This is a genomic window from Pseudomonas sp. 4CAES_32.4, assembly GCF_058136335.1.
In genome coordinates this window covers 4,225,790-4,242,386 of record NZ_CM176882.1, presented here as the reverse complement: position 1 = coordinate 4,242,386, position 16,597 = coordinate 4,225,790, and the positions used below count along the sequence as shown (strand labels likewise).

At 58.2% G+C, this 16,597-nt stretch carries 15 protein-coding genes; 11 read left to right on the top strand and 4 right to left on the bottom strand.

The window, feature by feature from the left end; all coding sequences use genetic code 11:
- Positions 1-38: 38 nt before the first annotated feature.
- Positions 39-965, bottom strand: a complete 927-nt coding sequence (gene tal, locus AC3Y64_RS19030) for a transaldolase (RefSeq protein WP_158955748.1) — start codon at positions 963-965, stop codon at positions 39-41.
- 202 nt (positions 966-1,167) lie between these two features.
- On the bottom strand, positions 1,168-2,124 hold the full coding sequence (locus tag AC3Y64_RS19025; RefSeq protein WP_489984873.1) for a glycosyl hydrolase family 5: 957 nt from the start codon (positions 2,122-2,124) through the stop codon (positions 1,168-1,170).
- 294 nt (positions 2,125-2,418) lie between these two features.
- Here AC3Y64_RS19025 and AC3Y64_RS19020 point away from each other — a divergent pair, with 294 nt between their 5' ends.
- The 8 genes from AC3Y64_RS19020 to AC3Y64_RS18985 all read left to right on the top strand — a co-directional run bounded on the left by AC3Y64_RS19020 (position 2,419) and on the right by AC3Y64_RS18985 (position 12,100).
- Complete coding sequence (locus tag AC3Y64_RS19020; RefSeq protein ID WP_489984872.1) at positions 2,419-2,859, top strand: low molecular weight protein-tyrosine-phosphatase; 441 nt, start codon at positions 2,419-2,421, stop codon at positions 2,857-2,859.
- A gap of 39 nt (positions 2,860-2,898) precedes the next feature.
- Positions 2,899-5,127 carry a polysaccharide biosynthesis tyrosine autokinase gene (locus AC3Y64_RS19015; RefSeq protein WP_489984871.1) on the top strand — a complete coding sequence of 743 codons (2,229 nt, stop codon included), beginning with the start codon at positions 2,899-2,901 and terminating at the stop codon, positions 5,125-5,127.
- A gap of 40 nt (positions 5,128-5,167) precedes the next feature.
- Positions 5,168-6,250 (top strand): glycosyltransferase, encoded by a 1,083-nt coding sequence (locus tag AC3Y64_RS19010; protein ID WP_489984870.1) that lies wholly within the window; start codon positions 5,168-5,170, stop codon positions 6,248-6,250.
- A 15-nt stretch (positions 6,251-6,265) separates the two neighbouring features.
- Entirely contained in the window at positions 6,266-7,378 is a 1,113-nt protein-coding gene (locus AC3Y64_RS19005) for a polysaccharide pyruvyl transferase family protein (RefSeq protein ID WP_489984869.1), read from the top strand.
- Positions 7,375-8,607 (top strand): MATE family efflux transporter, encoded by a 1,233-nt coding sequence (locus AC3Y64_RS19000; RefSeq protein WP_489984868.1) that lies wholly within the window; start codon positions 7,375-7,377, stop codon positions 8,605-8,607. The genes AC3Y64_RS19005 and AC3Y64_RS19000 overlap by 4 nt, the downstream gene beginning before the upstream one ends.
- Positions 8,598-9,701, top strand: coding sequence for a hypothetical protein (locus AC3Y64_RS18995; protein ID WP_064392790.1), 1,104 nt, complete (start codon positions 8,598-8,600; stop codon positions 9,699-9,701). Before AC3Y64_RS19000 ends, AC3Y64_RS18995 begins: the two co-directional genes overlap by 10 nt.
- A gap of 12 nt (positions 9,702-9,713) precedes the next feature.
- The gene (locus AC3Y64_RS18990) at positions 9,714-10,763 is read left to right on the top strand and encodes an acyltransferase family protein (RefSeq protein ID WP_489984867.1); all 1,050 of its coding nucleotides are present in this window, start codon (positions 9,714-9,716) and stop codon (positions 10,761-10,763) included.
- A 206-nt stretch (positions 10,764-10,969) separates the two neighbouring features.
- Positions 10,970-12,100 (top strand): SGNH/GDSL hydrolase family protein, encoded by a 1,131-nt coding sequence (locus AC3Y64_RS18985; protein WP_489984866.1) that lies wholly within the window; start codon positions 10,970-10,972, stop codon positions 12,098-12,100.
- Positions 12,101-12,228: 128 nt separating this feature from the next.
- Here the strand turns inward: AC3Y64_RS18985 and AC3Y64_RS18980 are convergent, their stop codons facing one another.
- On the bottom strand, positions 12,229-12,642 hold the full coding sequence (locus AC3Y64_RS18980) for a mannose-1-phosphate guanylyltransferase (protein WP_489984865.1): 414 nt from the start codon (positions 12,640-12,642) through the stop codon (positions 12,229-12,231).
- Between the two features lie 29 nt (positions 12,643-12,671).
- Complete coding sequence (gene galU, locus AC3Y64_RS18975; protein ID WP_158955768.1) at positions 12,672-13,505, bottom strand: UTP--glucose-1-phosphate uridylyltransferase GalU; 834 nt, start codon at positions 13,503-13,505, stop codon at positions 12,672-12,674.
- A gap of 391 nt (positions 13,506-13,896) precedes the next feature.
- On the opposite strand from galU, the gene galE reads away from it, so the two are divergent.
- The 3 genes from galE (at position 13,897) to AC3Y64_RS18960 (ending at position 16,586) form a co-directional block, all read left to right on the top strand.
- On the top strand, positions 13,897-14,913 hold the full coding sequence (gene galE / locus AC3Y64_RS18970; protein WP_489984864.1) for a UDP-glucose 4-epimerase GalE: 1,017 nt from the start codon (positions 13,897-13,899) through the stop codon (positions 14,911-14,913).
- Positions 14,914-15,143: 230 nt separating this feature from the next.
- Positions 15,144-15,380, top strand: coding sequence for a hypothetical protein (locus AC3Y64_RS18965; protein ID WP_007910552.1), 237 nt, complete (start codon positions 15,144-15,146; stop codon positions 15,378-15,380).
- A gap of 90 nt (positions 15,381-15,470) precedes the next feature.
- The gene (locus tag AC3Y64_RS18960; RefSeq protein WP_489984863.1) at positions 15,471-16,586 is read left to right on the top strand and encodes a polysaccharide biosynthesis/export family protein; all 1,116 of its coding nucleotides are present in this window, start codon (positions 15,471-15,473) and stop codon (positions 16,584-16,586) included.
- Positions 16,587-16,597 lie beyond the last annotated feature (11 nt).

Sequence of the window (16,597 nt, the reverse complement as noted above, 5' to 3'; positions counted from 1 at the left end):
TGTGAAGGTTCGCCCTTTTTGCATTTCGCTAACTCAAATCACAGCTTGGCCTGCAATAGCGCCTCAAGCTTCTCCTGGTCGCGAGCAAACTGTCGGATGCCCTCGGCCAGTTTCTCGGTGGCCATTGCGTCTTCGTTGGACAGCCAGCGGAATTGCGCTTCGTTCAGGCTCAAACGCGCTTCACCGGCATTGCCTGGCGCCAGTTTGCGTTCCAGCTTGCCGGTATCGGCTGCCAGTTTGTCGATCAGGTCCGGGCTGATGGTCAGGCGGTCGCAGCCAGCCAGTTGCTCGATCTGATTGAGGTTGCGGAAGCTCGCGCCCATGACCACGGTCTTGTAGTCATTGGCCTTGTAGTAGTTGTAGATGCGCGTCACCGACTGTACGCCCGGATCATCAGCGCCGGTGTAGTCGTTGCCGTTGGCTTTCTTGTACCAGTCGTAGATACGGCCCACGAACGGCGAAATCAGGAACACGCCGGCATCGGCGCAAGCCGCAGCCTGGGCGAAGGAGAACAGCAGGGTCAGGTTGGTCTGGATGCCTTCTTTTTCCAGCACTTCGGCAGCGCGGATACCTTCCCAGGTGGAGGCGATCTTGATCAGCACGCGGTCGCGGCCAATGCCGGCCTTGTCGTACAGCTCGATCAGGCGGTGGGCGCGCTTCAGTACGGCGTCTTTGTCGAACGACAGGCGCGCATCCACTTCAGTGGAAATACGCCCCGGAATCACTTTGAGAATTTCTTGACCGACCGCGACGCCGAAGCGGTCGCTGGCCAGGCCGACATCGCCCTTGCAGTCGCTGACGCAGGCATTGAGCAGCTCTGCGTAGCCAGGAATGGCGGCTGCCTTGAGCAGCAGGGAAGGGTTGGTCGTTGCGTCGACCGGTTTCACACGGGAAATCGCTTCGAAATCGCCGGTATCGGCAACAACGGTGGTGAACTGTTTGAGTTGTTCCAGCTTGGAAGTCATGGGCGTGCTCTGTCCTATGGGTCTGATGACATTACCCGAGCGCTGACAGCCACTCAAGGGCGGGTACGTGTATCGACAGCCCCTGCGGCAACAACCTGAAAACGATTGTTTGAAAGGCGGGGCGTGCTATCGATGAATACGATGCCAAAAGCGCTCACAGGTTCAAAGCAACCGACCTGCGTACAGATCGGTTGCGCACCGACTAGTCAGCATTCAACAGGGCTTCGACCGACATTCGCGCCGGTTTCGGCTGGCCGTCCGAGGTCAGCAGGCCGAAGTTCTTCTCGCGCTCGTTACTGCCCGAATCACTGTTCTTCCATTCGTAGATGGAGGTCAACGGGATGTTGAGTTTTTTAACATCGCCGATGAACGCGTTGATCTTGCTCGCTTGGCCCTCGGCGCCGCCATTGGAGGCGAGCGCGGAAATGCCCCATTCACTGATGATGCCTGGCAGGTGGAAGTTCTGCTGAATGAAGTTTTGCGCAGTGCTGATCTGCGCGGCGGTCATGCCATAGGGGTGATAGGACACCGCGCTCAGGCATTTGGGGTATTCGCTGACGATGCGGTTCAGCGCCACGGTTGATGCCGAGCCTGCGGTCGGCGCCCGGGCAAAGCCGTAACCGACCACCGGCGTCGACAGCGGTTGCTCTTGCAGGACCTTGCACGCGCCGCTCATGAACGGCACAAACGTCGTCCCGAAATTGCGCGTCGGCCAGTAGGTTTCCAGGTCCGGTTCATTCCACAGTTCGATGGCGACCAATTGCGAGCTGTACGACTGTTGCAACCCTGTCACCGCTTTAGCGTAGTTTTCACCGGCAGTGGTCAGCTCAGCGTTAGAGGTGGCGGGCAGCGCCTTGATCGCGCGCACTGTCAGCAACACAGGTAGCCCGGCAGATTTTGCCGCCGTGAAGGCATCGCTGACCTGTTTTTGGTAAGCCTTGGCAGTCAGGCTGTCGCTCCACACGCCGAAGCGCACAAAACCGAAGCCTGCCGATTTGATCTGCGCGGCGTCAGCGGCAGAGAAGTTCTGGATCTTGACCTGAACCCCGATGTTCTTGGCCGGAAGGTTGGGAAACAGTTCGCTGGCGTGAACCTGAGCTGTTGTACCCAGCATCGTCAGCGCCAAGGCGCCGAGTTTTTTGAGATGTGTTGATTTCATGTCTGCTCTCCCGAAGAGAAATGACAACTTCGAATAAATGATCTCGTTACTCAATTTTCGAGTGAGGTGATGGCACTTAGTGCACGAATGTTATTTTTTGTCGGAAAACCATTATCTGAAAATCACAGTTATTTTTAGTCCGCTAATTGTGGTTGGGGGACTTTAAAACGCTGTGGTACTTAATGCTCCAGTACTAACAGGGCGAATCTATTTCTGAGTGCATGAAGATCTTGAGGGTTCATTCAATTGCTCTCGGGATGTTGGCCGTTTGACATTACACAGGAAAGTAAAACCTTGTTCAGAAAGATCCTTGTTGTCTGCGTGGGCAACATATGCCGAAGTCCGACGGCAGAGCTCATGTTGCGTAACGCACTGGCGCCTTCATCGATTTCGGTGTCTTCCGCCGGCCTGTCCGCCCGCGTCGGCGAGGGCGTAGAGGCCTCCGCCCGACAGGTGCTCGAAGACCACGGACACAACGCCGAAGGATTCAAGGCGCGGCAACTGACCTCGGACATCGTCAATGAATCAGACCTGATTCTGGTGATGGAAAAAGAGCATGTAAATCAAGTGCTGAAGATTGCCTCTCACGCCAGAGGCAAAGTGTTTCTGCTCGGCAAGTGGCAGAGCGAGCGCGAAATACAAGACCCGTATCGTCAAGGCAAGGCCGCTTTTATTCATGCCCACGCATTGATTGAAGATGCTGTTAGTTCATGGGCAAAGCGTCTCGGGCATTGATGAATATTCTTCAGAACAGTGAATGGTAAGAACAGACTTATGCAGTTACCGTCCGTAATCGGCACCCGCGACAATGATCAAGACAGTATTGATCTGCTCGGCATCTTTGGCAGCCTGATCGACCAGAAGTGGTTGATCGGTGCACTGACCGGTGCCTTCATGGTCACCGGCGTCGCCTATGCGGTTCTGGCCACGCCGGTGTACCTGGCCAACGCGCTGGTGCAGGTCGAACCGAAAAAGAACGACATGCTCGGTTTCTCCGACCTCAACAGCATGCTGGGTGGGCAATCGCCGTCGGTGACCGAAATCGGCATCATCAAATCCCGCGCAGTGATCGGCAAAACCGTCGACGACCTGCGTCTGGACATCGACGTCACCCCCAACACCTTCCCGATGATTGGCGGTTTTCTCGCCCGGCGTTATCGCGGCGAAACCGAGACCAGCGTCGCGGCGCCGCGTTTCGGCCTGAACAGTTACGCCTGGGGCGGTGAGCGCCTGGAGTTTGCCCGGCTCAATCTGCCAAAAGAGCTGCTGGGCAAGAAACTCACACTGATTGCGGGCGAACAGAAGCACTTCCAGTTGCTCGATGACAACGACAACCTGCTGGTCGACGGCGTCGCCGGCGAAGCGTTCGCGCAGGACGGCGTAGAAGGGCAGATCACCCAGTTGCAGGCCAATCCCGGAACGCGTTTCGAAGTGGTGCGCAACCCACGGATCGTGACCATTCAGGGTTATCAGGACGCACTGGACATCTCCGAGCAAGGCAAGGAATCGGGGATTATCAAACTGGCACTGGCCAGCAGTGACGCCGCCGAGGCGGTGAAGATTCTCAACAAGATCGCCGCGCTGTACGTCGACCAGAACGTGCGCCGCACCTCAGCGGAAGCCGCGCAGAGTCTGGCCTTCCTGCAAAGCCAGTTGCCGCAGGTCAAACGTGATCTGGCCAAGGCCAGCGATGCGCTGAATGTCTACCAGACCCACGGCAAGACCGTGAACATCTCGCTGGAAACGCAATCGGTGCTCGGTCAGTCCGTGGCGCTGGAAACGCGGATTTCCGAGCTGAAAATGCAGCAGGCGGAGATGGATCGCAAGTTCACCAAGCAGCACCCGGCCTATCGTGCATTGATGAGCCAGATTGGCGAGCTGACCCAGCAGCAGAAGTCGCTGGAAGGCAAGGTCGGCGACCTGCCCGCCACGCAGCAGGAATTGCTCAACCTGACCCGCGATGTCGAAGTCGCTTCGCAGATCTACACGCAGTTGCTGAACAAAGCCCAGGAGCTGGACATCGTCCGCGCCGGTGCGGTGGGTAACGTGCGTTTGGTGGACACGGCGGACGTCGACCTGACCAGTCCGGTCAAACCGAAAAAAGCCCTGATTGTGCTAATCGCTACATTCTTCGGTGCCTTCGTCGGCGTGGCGCTGGTGTTGCTGCGCAAATCCCTGAGCCGTGGTCTTGAAGGCCCGGAAGCCATCGAGCAACTCGGTTTGCCGGTGTACGCCTCGATCCCCTACAGCGCCTTGCAGCAGGAAGAAGACAGCAAAAAAGGTCGCGCTCGCGACGGCGTCGACAAGCCGGCGTATCTGCTGGCCCTGCGCAACCCGACCGATCTGTCGATCGAATCGATCCGCAGCCTGCGCACCTGCCTGCACTTCGCCGGGCTCGACTCGACCAACAACCGCATCATGATTTCCGGGCCGAGCCCGCAAGTCGGCAAGACCTTCGTCTCGTCCAACCTTGCGGCGGTCATGGCGCTCAGCGGCCAGCGCGTGGTGCTGATCGATGCCGACATGCGCAAAGGGCATCTGCACAAAACCCTCAACACGCCGATCACCAACGGTTTGTCCGACCTGCTGGTCAAGCGCTGCAGCATCGATCAGGCGATCAACAAAGTCGAAGTCGACAACCTGCACTTCATCAGCCGTGGTCAGGTGCCGCCGAATCCTTCCGAGCTGTTGATGCACGCCAACTTCCGCGAATTGCTCGCCGAACTGAGCGAGCGCTACGACCTGGTGATCATCGATACACCGCCGCTGCTGGCGGTGACGGACGCGGCGATCGTCGGCCGTGAAGCGGGCATCAGTCTGATCGTCACGCGCTTCGGGGTGAACCCGGCCAAAGAGATCGAACTGACCATCCGCCGCTTCGCGCAGAACGGCATCGAGTTGAAAGGCGCGGTGTTCAACGGCGTAGAGAAGCGTGCCGCCAGTTACTACGGCAACGGCGGCTACGGCTATTACAACTACGAATACGCGTCCGACAAATCCTGACTGTCAGCGACTGTTTTTTCCTGTTTGAAGTGGGTGATTTGTGAAGAAAATACTGCACGTGGCAGAGACGATCAAAGGTGGCGTCGCGACCGTTATCCGCACGATTTCGGCCTCACCCGAAGGCGATGCGGCGAACTACGAGCTGGTGTATCTGGTGCCGGAGGATCAGGCCAGGGAATTGCACGGCATCGGCGCGCAGCAGATCCGCACCTTTCCTCGCACCGGGCGCAATGTGCCGTCGTTGCTGCGCTTCGCCTGGCGCCTGACCCAGGTGATGCTCAAGGAAAAACCCGACGTGGTGCATTTGCACAGCACCTTTTCCGGGGTGATCGGCCGTTGCGTGTGCGTGCTGTTGCGACCGTGGCGCAAACCGAAAATCGTCTACTGCCCGCACGCCTTTTCGTTTTTGATGGAAAGCTCGCCGATCAAGCAGAAAGTCTATGCGTGGATCGAGCGGGTGCTGCAGAAGGTCACCGACGTGATCATCTGCGTCAGCCAGTATGAGCTGGATAAAGCCGCGCGTTTCGGCATCGAGCGCAAGCGCATGAAGCTCATCTACAACGGCATTCATCACAGGGATGACGCGCCGAAAACTGACAGCCCGGCGCCGATTCATTTGCTGTTCGTCGGTCGCCTCGACTACCAAAAAGGCTTCGACGTGCTGCTCAAGGCCTACGCCAAGGTCCAGCGCAGCGACATGAAGCTGACCGTGGTCGGCAGTGCCGTCAACGAGGACGCGGTCGAGTGCCCGCCGATGGACGGCGTCGAGTACCTGCCGTGGGTCACGCCGAGCGAGGTGCAGGCGCTGTATCAACAATCCGATGCGCTGATCGTGCCGAGTCGCTGGGAAGGTTTCGCCATGGTGCCGCTGGAAGGCATGGCCATGGGTTTGCCGGTGATCGCCAGCAATTGCACGTCGCTGCCAGAACTGGTCACCAACGAAGTGTCCGGCTACGTCTTTCCGTCCGGTGATCACCAGGCGCTGGCCGACGTGCTGAAGAAAATCCAGAAGCCGCGCCTGCTCGACCTCGGCAACGAAGGACGAAGCATCGTCCGCGAGCGTTTCAGCGCCGCGTTGATGATTCGCCAGACCTACGACCTGTATCGCGCTCCCACTTTTTAAGTAGAACTCAAGCATATGAACGTAACGATTTTGCATGGCTACAGTGCGTCCAACTCCGGTGACGGCCTGCTCGTCGATCTGGCCATCGCCCTGGTGCAGCGCAACTTTGGCGAAGACACCGCGATCAGTGTGGTGGCCTCCGACCCGGACTCTTTCAGCTACTTGCCGCACCCGCGTTTTGACGCGCCGGTCATGGCCGCCAAGGGCTTGGGTCGGGTCAAGCAAGCGGTGTTTCTCAACCAGTCCTATGCCGGGCTGGCGGATCTGTTGAAGAAAACCGATCTGATCGTCGGCGTCGGTGGCGGCTACATGCGTTCGAAAAGCGCCTTCGAACACGTCAAGTTGAAGCTCGGCCACGCCAAGCAACTGGAAACCGCGATCCTCAGCAAGGTGCCGTCGGTGTACCTGCCGCAGAGCATCGGCCCGTTCCATGGTGAGAGCAGCAAAATCGTCGAGCACTACGCCAATGCCGATGCGGTGTTTGTGCGTGACAACCGCTCCTCGGCGATTTTCGATGCTTGCGAAAACGTCTACCGCGCGCCCGATCTGGCGGTGCAATCGCTGGCGAGCAAAATCCTCCAGCAACCGAAGTTCACCCGTTGCGCCGCTTCGCCGGCCACGGTCTGCGTGGTGCTGCGCAAGCCGCCGGAGTGGAGCAAAGACAAGAAAGTCGCCTACGTCGCTAACCTGAAGTTGCTGCTGCAGCGCTTGAAGCAAAAAAGCAAAGTGGTTTGCGCGGTACAGAGCGCCGTGCGCGGCAACGATGACGGCGCGTTCTATCGCGAGTTGGGCATTACCGAAGACCTGTTGTCCTTGAAGGCGACGATTGCCAAATATCAGCCCGATCTGGTGATTTCCGTGCGCTTGCACGGTGCGATCGAATCGCTGCTTTCCGGCGTGCCGGCGTACCACATCAGCTACGAGCGCAAAGGCTTTGGCGCCTATCAGGACATGGGCGTCGAGGACTGGGTAATCAATGGCGGTGACATCAATGTCGACACCATCATCAACACGGTTTACGCGCCGAATGCACTGACGAATTTCGGCCAGCGCCTGACCGACACCTGCCGTGAAATCGAAGCAAAAACCGTGGCCATGGACGACATCATCAAGGGTGTCGTTCGATGATATTTCGGCTGCTGCTTCGCGGCGGAGCGTTAGGCGCGAAGTTTTTGCTGGTGTTGGCGATCACCCATTACCTCGGTTACGAGGCGCTGGGTTTTTATGGCGTGGTGGTCGCGGCCTCGTTGATCGCCTCGAAGTTCTACAGCGTCGGTTTCAGTTCCGAGATCAATCGGCTGATCAGCGTCGGCGGCAGTTCGCGTCGGGTGGTCGACAAAGTCCTGCTGCTGTATCTGGCGGTGGGGTTGTTGCTGTCGGTGGTGACAGTGCTGATTTATTCACTGTTCCAGCAGGTTGAAGCGACGGCCATGCTAATCCTCTGCGTGACGTTGGTGTTGCTCACTGAGCACCTGTCGTTCGAAATCAACTCGTTCGTGTTTTCCGCGCAGAAAGCCACGGCCGGCGCACTGCTGTTTTTCATCAAGACCGGTCTGTGGGCGGTGTTGGCGGTGGGCGGGATGATGCTCGGTTGGGTCTCGGGAATCGCCAGTGTGTTGTGGCTGTGGGTCGCTGCCAACGTGCTGGTGATCGTCGCCGGTTACCTGATCGTGGTGAACGTGCACAAGGGCCGCGAGAGCGGATCGCTGGCGACGGCGACGGTGTGGAAGGCCGGGTTGCCGTTCTATCTCGGCACCGGGTTGATCGCGTTGAGTCAGTACGCTGAGCGCTTCCTGATCATCGACCTCGAACCCTACGCCAGCCTCGGTAAATACGTGTACGCGTGGTCGGCGGCGAACACCTTGCAAGCGTTGTCGTATGCGGTGGTCGCGGTGGTCGGCATTCCGGTGCTGGCCAAGCGTTTTCAAGCTGATCAGCAGGCGTTTACGGTCAAGCAACTGTTCGTCAACAAGTGGGTCATGCGCTCGCTGGTGGTGTCGGCGGCGGTGGCGGTGGCGATCTATCTGTTCTTCAACGTCGTGCTCGATTACGTCGCCACCAGCGTGCCGCGTCCGGACAACGGCATCCTCGGCGTGCTGATCTTTTCCTTTGCCTTGCGCGCGATTGGCGACATTGTCTGGGGCGGGTTGATTGCCTCGAAGAACAGTCGCGTATCGCTCGCGAGCGCAGCGATTTGCCTGTTGGTTTCAGTGCCGGTGAGCTGGGTGCTGATCAAGCATTACTCGATCTACGGCGCGGCGTGGGGCAATGTCTTCGCGATCATCGTGCAGCTGGTGGTGATTGCCGTGCTGACCCGTGCGACCCAAGCGAAAAAGGCCACGCTGTCATGGGCCTGAAGCTGCCGTGCATCGAGTTTCGCGGCAAGCGACTCGATTCGTATGTGTCGTTCCTGATCCTCTTCACCGGGCTGTTTCTGTCGGTGGCCATGCCGCTGCTGATTCCCCGTGATCCCGGCCCGGATGCGATGACCTTGTGGTCGTCCTACGCCCGTGCCGACAACTGCAACTTCTGGAACCCGTTCTCGCCGGATCGCTCGTCCTACGAATGTTCGGCGTTCCTGTTGCGGCCCACCGGGATCAACCTGACCAATGCCTGGGCCTACGGCATGTTCTGCAATTTCTTCCTCACGGCGATCCCTGTGGTGGTGTTCCGGCGCATGCCGTTAGCGATCTTTGGCACGCTGTGTCTGTGGGGCATCGTTCGCTCGTTTTTCCTGGAGAACCTGACCAAGGAAATTATCGTCTCGGTGGCGGTGTTGAGCATTTTGCTCAGTTCGTTGACGCGCAAATATCGCGGCGGCTTTTTCCTCTCGGCGGTGATCTACGGCGTGCTGATCCGGCCTTACTGGATTCTGTTTTCGCTGTCATGGATCGGCGTCTGCGTGATGAAGAAATACGTGTCGCGCACGACGTTCTTCCTGATGCTGTTCCTGTTTTACCTGGCCGTGGCCATGGCGATCCAGGTCGCGCTGGGGTTTCCGGTGTCGTCGATTCGCGCCAGTAACAACGAACTGCGCACGGCGGGCGAGGAGGGCTCGAAGTCGTTGATCGTCTCGTGGCTCACCGGCAGCGATTTCGTGTCGCAGGCGCTGGACTCGATGATTATCTTCTTCCGCCTGTCGTTCCCGGTAGAGCTGATTCTGCTGTCCGGCCCGGGTCAGGTGATCTTCGTCGCGTTGATGATCATGACCGCGCTGCTGCTGTTCAAAGTCATCACCTCGACCGATTACAAAGGCGCGCCGATCCAGACCAAACCCAAAGAATTGATCGCGATTCCGCTGGCGTTTTTGCTGGTGCAAGGTTTGTTCGAACCGGACTTCGGCTCCTTTGCCCGACACTTTTCGATGGTGGTGCCGGTGCTGTTCGTGGGGCTGGGCTTGATGCTTCGGGCGAACAAACCGGTGCAGGTTGAATCAAGAATTCTGAATTGAGGTAGGTGCTTTATGTCGAGCAAGAAAAAGTCCCTGGAGATTGAAACCCTGCGCGGTCTGGCGTGCCTGCTGCTGGTGCTTTACCACGTCATCGGGCCGTTGGGCGGCGGGTTGAAGATCGATATCGGCTCGCCGTTCCGGGTGATCGCCGACTCGATGGTGTACGTGCGCATGCCGTTGTTCACGTTCATTTCCGGGTACATCTATTCCATTTACAAAATTCGCGGCAATGACTTTTCCGCGTTCTTCAGCGGCAAGGTGCGGCGCTTGATCGTGCCGCTGTTTTGCGTCGGCGTGCCGTTCTCGGTGTTGCAAGCGGTGGCGCCGGGGGTGAACAAGGACGTCGGCGTGCTCGACGCATTGTTGTCGTTCTGGGTGCCGGTCAACCATTTCTGGTTCCTGCAGGCGGTGTTCATCATTTTCATGTTCGTTGGTTTGCTGGAGTGGCGCGGGATGCTGCGTTCGCCGACGCGCTTGTATGGGCTGTTTGCGTTTGCCGCTGTCTTGTTTCTGCTGCCGCCGTTCAAGTTCGATGCGTTCGGGATTAACGGCGCGATTTACCTGTTGCCGTTTTTCGTCGCGGGGATGATTGGCCAGGAGAACGTCGACGCGCTGAAACAACGCTTCAAGGTGATCGGGCCCGTAGTATTTGTGCTGATTTCGCTGACGCTGTTGTATGTGGCGGCGATTGATCGCGAGCTGATCGTTGATCGCCGCAGCCTCATCGGTTTGACCGTCGGTTGCGTTTCCTGCATCGCGTTGTTGTCGAGTGATGTGCGGTCGAAGGCGCTGACCTGGCTGGGCGGGTATTCCTATGCGATTTTCCTGTTTCATGTGCTGTTCGCGGCGACGTCGCGGTTTGTGCTGGGGCGGTTGGGGGTGAAGGATGAGAGTCTGCTGGTGCTCGGCGGCTTGAGTTGTGGCTTGCTCGGGCCGGTGGTGTTGTCGATGGTTTTCAGTCGGTTCAATTTCACTTCTGTGTTGTTCCTTGGGGAGCGGGCGGCGAAGAAGAAACCGGTGGTGCCTGTCATCCCGGTGGTGCAAACCCAGTCATCTCTGTAAGTCACACCATCCCTGTGGGAGCTGGCTTGCCAGCGATGGCGTTTTGTCAGGCAATGCATCTGTGTCTGACCGGACCCCATCGCTGGCAAGCCAGCTCCCACAGGTTTATCAGGTGTGAATGAATTTAGTGGATGACCACAATCCTTCTGGGAGTGACGATTCGACTTGCTCGCGAAGGGGCCATTTCAGACTGAAGGAAATTGTGCATGTTGGCAGTAAATGACGCGCAACCCGTCGCAGCATCCGTGGTTCAGGTGGGCGATGCCCGTGAGCGTTTTGCGCAGTGGCGGGAAGGCAAGGCCGGTGCGGTGTTGTCGGTCTCGGTGATCGGCGACAGCTATAGCGCCGGGCAGGATTTCTACCTGAACAAACTGGTGCAGCGCGTGGCCGGGGAGGTCGGTTTTGCCGGACCCGGTTATGTCGGTTTTAACCATGGCGCGGCGCTGGGCGGCACGCATTTCAAATACACCCGCAGCAGTGAAAAGTATTTCAGCGGTGGCTGGAAAGTTTCTGAGCTGGGTCAGGCGAGCCCGGACAGTCGCACCGTCACGGGCAAACCCGGCGCTTGGCTGCAAGTGGATGCCAACCCCAAGCCGCGCATCGATACCGCGGTCACTCAGGCGAAACTGCTTTACCTCGGCAATGGCGAATCCAGCGAGATCCGCTACCGCTGGTCACCTTCACAAGACTGGCAGCCCATGACGCTGGCAGGTGCAGGGGTTCAGGAAGTGCCATTGACTGGCCTGTCTGCAGCGAAAGACTGGTCGTTCAAACTGGAAGTGGTGAAGGGCGCGCCCACCTTGTTCGGCCTGTGGATGAGCAACGATCAGAACGGCATACGCGTGTCGAAACTGGCGGCCTCCGGCGCGGCGTCGGCGGACTTCTATCACCAGGATCCGCAATGGCAGGTGCAGTGGAAAGCCGCGGTGGCGAAGATCCCGGCTGACGTTTACCTGATCATGCTCGGTGGCAACGATCAGGGCTTCGGGGTGAAACCTGCGCAGTACCTGCAGAATGTTCAGGGTCTGGTCGGCATGCTGCGCGAGATTCAACCGGCGGCGAGTATCAACCTGATCATGCGCCAGGACACCACACGCTCCAGCGCTTACCCGATGTCGGCGTATGCGCAGGTGCTGGAGCCTTGGGCGCGGGAGCAGCATCTGGGCTACGCCAATCTGCAATGCGCGTTTGGCCCGGACGTGAAGCGCTATGCCGCCGCGATGATCGGCCCGGACAAGATTCATCCGGTGCCGGCCACGGGCGGGAAGGTGATTGCTGATTACTTCTATGGCTGGATCACCGGCACCAAGGACCGCTGCGACGCCTCCACGAAATAACGCGCAAACCCCGGCGCGATGATCGTTCCCACGCTCCGCGTGGGAATGCATCCTGTGACGCTCTGCGTCACTCAGCGAAGGGACGCGGAGCGTCCCGGGCGGCATGCCCACGCGGAGCGTGGGAACGATCAGGCTTCCGGTGTGAAACTGTCGACCTGGCTCAACAACTCTGCAATCTTCTGCGGCATCAACCGCGTATCGCAGCGAGTCTCAACGTTGATGATGATCGCCGGATCGTTGCAGCAAATCCGCACGCGAAAGCGCCAATCGCTGAAGATCACTTTCAGCCCGTCACGGTCATCCATTTCCAGCGCCTGCTCGCCATACAGTTTTTTCAAATGCGCGAGCAGGGGATAGGGATCGCGCATCGGCCGACGGATGTCCCCGGACGCGGGAAACACGCCAATCCGCTCCACCAGCAGAATCGTGCCCAGCCAGGTTTCGTTGGCGCTGGGCAACGGCTGATGGCGCGACAACCAGCTCATCACCCCGAGGTTACCCACCTCGCGTTCAATCTCTACGGAATGTTGTGCAATGTTCATGGTCGCCTCGTCGGGTGGGGGGAGCCGTCTCAGCGGCCCTTGAGATAGACGTTTTCGTAGCAGAAATTGGTCGCCTGCAAGTAGCCCTCGGCGTCGCCGCAGTCGAAGCGCAGGCCTTTGAATTTGTAGGCCAGCACGCAACCGTTCTGCGCCTGTTTCATCAGCGCGTCGGTGATCTGGATTTCGCCGCCCTTGCCCGGTTCGGTGTCGGCGATCAGGTCGAAAATGTCCGGCGTAAGGATGTAGCGACCAATGATCGCCAGGTTCGACGGCGCGTCTTGCGGCGCCGGTTTTTCCACCATGTTGTTGACGCGGTAGATGCCGTCGGAAATCAGCTCGCCGGCGATCACCCCGTACTTGTGCGTCTGATCGGCCGGGACTTCCTGAATGGCGACGATCGAGCAGCGGAATTTCTTGTACAGCTGGATCATCTGCGTGAGTACGCCGTCACCTTCCAGGTTCAGACACAGGTCATCGGCCAGCACCACGGCGAACGGCTCGTCGCCGATCAGTGGGCGACCGCTGAGAATCGCGTGGCCCAGGCCCTTCATTTCCACCTGACGGGTGTACGAGAAGGTGCAGGTGTCGATCAGCTCGCGAGTACCGGCGAGGAATTTCTCTTTCTCGGTGCCGCGAATCTGGTGTTCGAGTTCGTAGCTGATGTCGAAATGGTCTTCCAGCGCACGCTTGCCGCGACCGGTGACGATGGCCATGTGTTGCAGGCCGGCGTCCCGCGCTTCTTCAACGGCGTATTCGATCAACGGCTTGTTGACGATCGGCAGCATTTCTTTCGGCATGGCTTTAGTCGCCGGCAGGAAACGCGTGCCATAGCCGGCAGCGGGGAACAAACATTTACGAATCATAAAAGTATCCTGGACAGTCATGGAACACAGTCAACGACAGCGCGGCACTTAGAGCGCCACGCAAGTTTCAAGTAATATTGAACGAGTGATTTAATACATGAGTCAGGTTATACATGGCAATGCGCGGCGGGCTTAAAGCGTGACAATGTTATGAGATGTCGGTAAGTGCGTAGTTAGTTATTTTTAGTCGGTATCCGTTGATAGTGGTTAGTGCACAGGCAGTGCTAATAAGTACCCGGCAATACAGTTTGACCTGCAAAAATATTTATTGCCAGTCGTTGAACTAATTTTGTTTGAGGTTGTTGTCGCCTTATTTGTGTGGATTACGACACATATCCCATGAAAGAGGCTTGACATACCACGGGGCACTTATCCACAGACGGACCGCGCTATGAAGATTCTGGTAACGGGTGGCACCGGTTATATCGGCTCGCACACCACACTTGCGCTGCTTGAAGCAGGCTATGAAGTTGTCGTGCTGGATAATCTCTGCAACAGCAGCGAAGCGGCACTGCACGCCATTGAAGGCATCTGCGGCAAGAGTGCCTGGATGATTCGCGGTGATGTCTGTGACCGGGCATTGCTCGACCGGATTTTCCGCGAGCACAACATCGACGCCGTGCTGCATTTCGCCGGGCTGAAGGCCGTCGGCGAAAGCGTGCGCAAGCCGCTTGAGTACTACGAAACCAACGTCAGCGGCAGCATCAATCTGTGCCAGGCGATGGCGGCGGCAGGGGTATTTCGCCTGGTCTTCAGCTCGTCGGCCACGGTGTACGGCGAGCCGGAGCAGATGCCGATCCGCGAGGATTTTCCCACCGGCACGCCGACCAATCCCTACGGCCAGTCGAAATTGATCGTCGAAAATGTGCTGCGCGATCTGGCTCAGGCCGAGCCGCGCTGGAGCATCGCGCTGCTGCGCTATTTCAACCCGATCGGCGCGCACCACAGCGGCCACCTGGGCGAAGACCCCAACGGCATCCCCAACAATCTGGTGCCTTACATCAGTCAGGTCGCGGTCGGCAGCCTGCCGGAACTGTCGATCTTCGGCAACGATTACCCGACCATCGACGGCACCGGCGTGCGTGATTACATCCACGTGGTCGATCTGGCGGATGGGCACTTAAAGGCCTTGCAGTCGATTTCGGGGCGTACTGGCATTCATACCTGGAACCTCGGCACCGGCGATGGCTACAGCGTCCTGCAAGTGCTCCACGCCTTCGAACAAGCCTGCGGGCAAGCAGTGCCGTACCGGATGATGCCGCGCCGTTCTGGCGATATTGCCGAGAGTTGGGCCGATGCTTCCAAGGCGGCGAAAGAGTTGGGCTGGAAAGCCACGCGCAACTTGCAGGACATGGTCACCGATACCTGGCGCTGGCAATCGAATCATCCCAAAGGCTACTTGCGATGATGGCCATTTAGTCCAATGTTATTTTCAGTCAGGTTGTTAGATAACGTCGGGAAATTACACTGGCAATGCCTTTTGCAAGTCCGTAGATATAAACCTGCCGTTCGACTTTTATCAGTTGGGTAAGACTGTGAAAGAACGACGGATCATGTTCGCGTTTTTTGCGGACTTGAACGCTACCAACTCTGACTTAGACCGGTTTTTAACAGGTCGAATGTTAGAAAGGAGTTGTTATGAAAAAAGTGATGGCAGTTGCCCTGTTGACGATGTTGAGCAACTGGGCTGCCGCAGCTGAAGCACCGCTGACGGCGGTAACCAATGTAGGTGGCAATGTAGCGGCTTCTCAAGCGCCTGCAGCCAGTACTGCAATGGTTGCCAGTGCTGTAGCGGCGTCCAACAGCGGTGGCAGTGCCAACGGCGGTACTACCGGTACCACAGGTACCACCGGTACAACCGGCACGCATAACTAACAGGAACATTTGTTAGTGCAGTACAAGGTCGCCCGACGCAAGTCGGGTGACTTTCTTTTTGGATTCGCCCTTGAATAGCGTAGTGCCATTATGACTCGTAGTGTTTATTTTTTAATGTTGGCAAGTCTCGCTTTGCAAGGTTGCATATTTTCCCCCGGTCAATACCTCAGCACCAGTGACATCACCCGCCAGGGCGCGAGTGAAAGCAGCCGGGTCGAGCTGATTCCGATCACGCCCAAGCTGATCGCCATGAATCGCGCCACGCAAAAGCGTGAGTCGCTGCCGGCAGAGCTGCTGGCGACCCCGGCCGAGTACCGCATCGGCAACAACGATGTCTTGTACATCACCGTGTGGGATCACCCGGAGCTGACGGCGCCTTCCGGTGCACAACAACAGATCGATGCCAACGGCCGATTGGTGCGCTCCGACGGCACGCTCTATTACCCGTTCATCAAGGAAGTCCAGGCCGCCGGCCGGACCATCCAGCAACTGCGCTCGGACATCGAACAGCGACTCTCGGCGTTCATCGCCGAGCCGCAAGTGGATGTCGCGGTGTTGCGTTTCGCCAGCCAGAAAGTCGTGGTCACCGGCGCGGTAACCAAGGCCGGGCCGCAAGCGATTTCCACCAACCCGCTGAGCGTGGTCGAAGCCCTCGGCTCGGCCGGTATCGACACCAACAATGCCGATTTGTCCGGGTTGTTGCTGACGCGCAAGGGCCGCACCTATCCGCTGAATCTCGACTCGCTCAATCAACAGAATTCCGAGTTGCAGAACGTCTACCTCAAGGGCGGCGATCAGCTGTATCTGCCGTACAACGACAACAAGCGCATCTACGTGATGGGCGAGGTCAACCAACCGCGCGCACTGAGCTTCAAGACCGCAACCATGAACCTCACCGACGTGCTCGGTTCGGTCGGTGGCTTGGCCCAGACCACCTCCAATGGCAACGCGGTGTATGTCATTCGCGGCGTGGAAAATCTCGACGTTGAGCCGGCGAAGATCTATCAGCTCGAAGCCGAGTCGCCGACTGCCATGGCGCTGGCTTCGCACTTCGAAGTTCGCCCGCAGGACGTGGTGTATGTCGGGCCTGCCAACGTGACTCGCTGGAACCGTCTGATCAGTCAATTGGTGCCGTCGGCATCGATTGTCGGCACTGGCGCTTCCGCTGCGAAGAACTGGAGCGAATACAGTAACAACAGCAAATAAGGTCGCCGACT

Bases quoted from the DNA above. Each gene is read 5' to 3' on its own strand.
- AC3Y64_RS19000 (WP_489984868.1), top strand. From the start codon at position 7,375: ATGATATTTCGGCTGCTGCTTCGCGGCGGAGCGTTAGGCGCGAAGTTT.
- tal (WP_158955748.1), bottom strand. From the start codon at position 965: ATGACTTCCAAGCTGGAACAACTCAAACAGTTCACCACCGTTGTTGCC.
- AC3Y64_RS18990 (WP_489984867.1), top strand. From the start codon at position 9,714: ATGTCGAGCAAGAAAAAGTCCCTGGAGATTGAAACCCTGCGCGGTCTG.
- galU (WP_158955768.1), bottom strand. From the start codon at position 13,505: ATGATTCGTAAATGTTTGTTCCCCGCTGCCGGCTATGGCACGCGTTTC.
- AC3Y64_RS18985 (WP_489984866.1), top strand. From the start codon at position 10,970: ATGTTGGCAGTAAATGACGCGCAACCCGTCGCAGCATCCGTGGTTCAG.
- AC3Y64_RS18995 (WP_064392790.1), top strand. From the start codon at position 8,598: ATGGGCCTGAAGCTGCCGTGCATCGAGTTTCGCGGCAAGCGACTCGAT.
- AC3Y64_RS19005 (WP_489984869.1), top strand. From the start codon at position 6,266: ATGAACGTAACGATTTTGCATGGCTACAGTGCGTCCAACTCCGGTGAC.
- AC3Y64_RS18965 (WP_007910552.1), top strand. From the start codon at position 15,144: ATGAAAAAAGTGATGGCAGTTGCCCTGTTGACGATGTTGAGCAACTGG.
- AC3Y64_RS19015 (WP_489984871.1), top strand. From the start codon at position 2,899: ATGCAGTTACCGTCCGTAATCGGCACCCGCGACAATGATCAAGACAGT.
- AC3Y64_RS19025 (WP_489984873.1), bottom strand. From the start codon at position 2,124: ATGAAATCAACACATCTCAAAAAACTCGGCGCCTTGGCGCTGACGATG.
- galE (WP_489984864.1), top strand. From the start codon at position 13,897: ATGAAGATTCTGGTAACGGGTGGCACCGGTTATATCGGCTCGCACACC.
- AC3Y64_RS18980 (WP_489984865.1), bottom strand. From the start codon at position 12,642: ATGAACATTGCACAACATTCCGTAGAGATTGAACGCGAGGTGGGTAAC.
- AC3Y64_RS18960 (WP_489984863.1), top strand. From the start codon at position 15,471: ATGACTCGTAGTGTTTATTTTTTAATGTTGGCAAGTCTCGCTTTGCAA.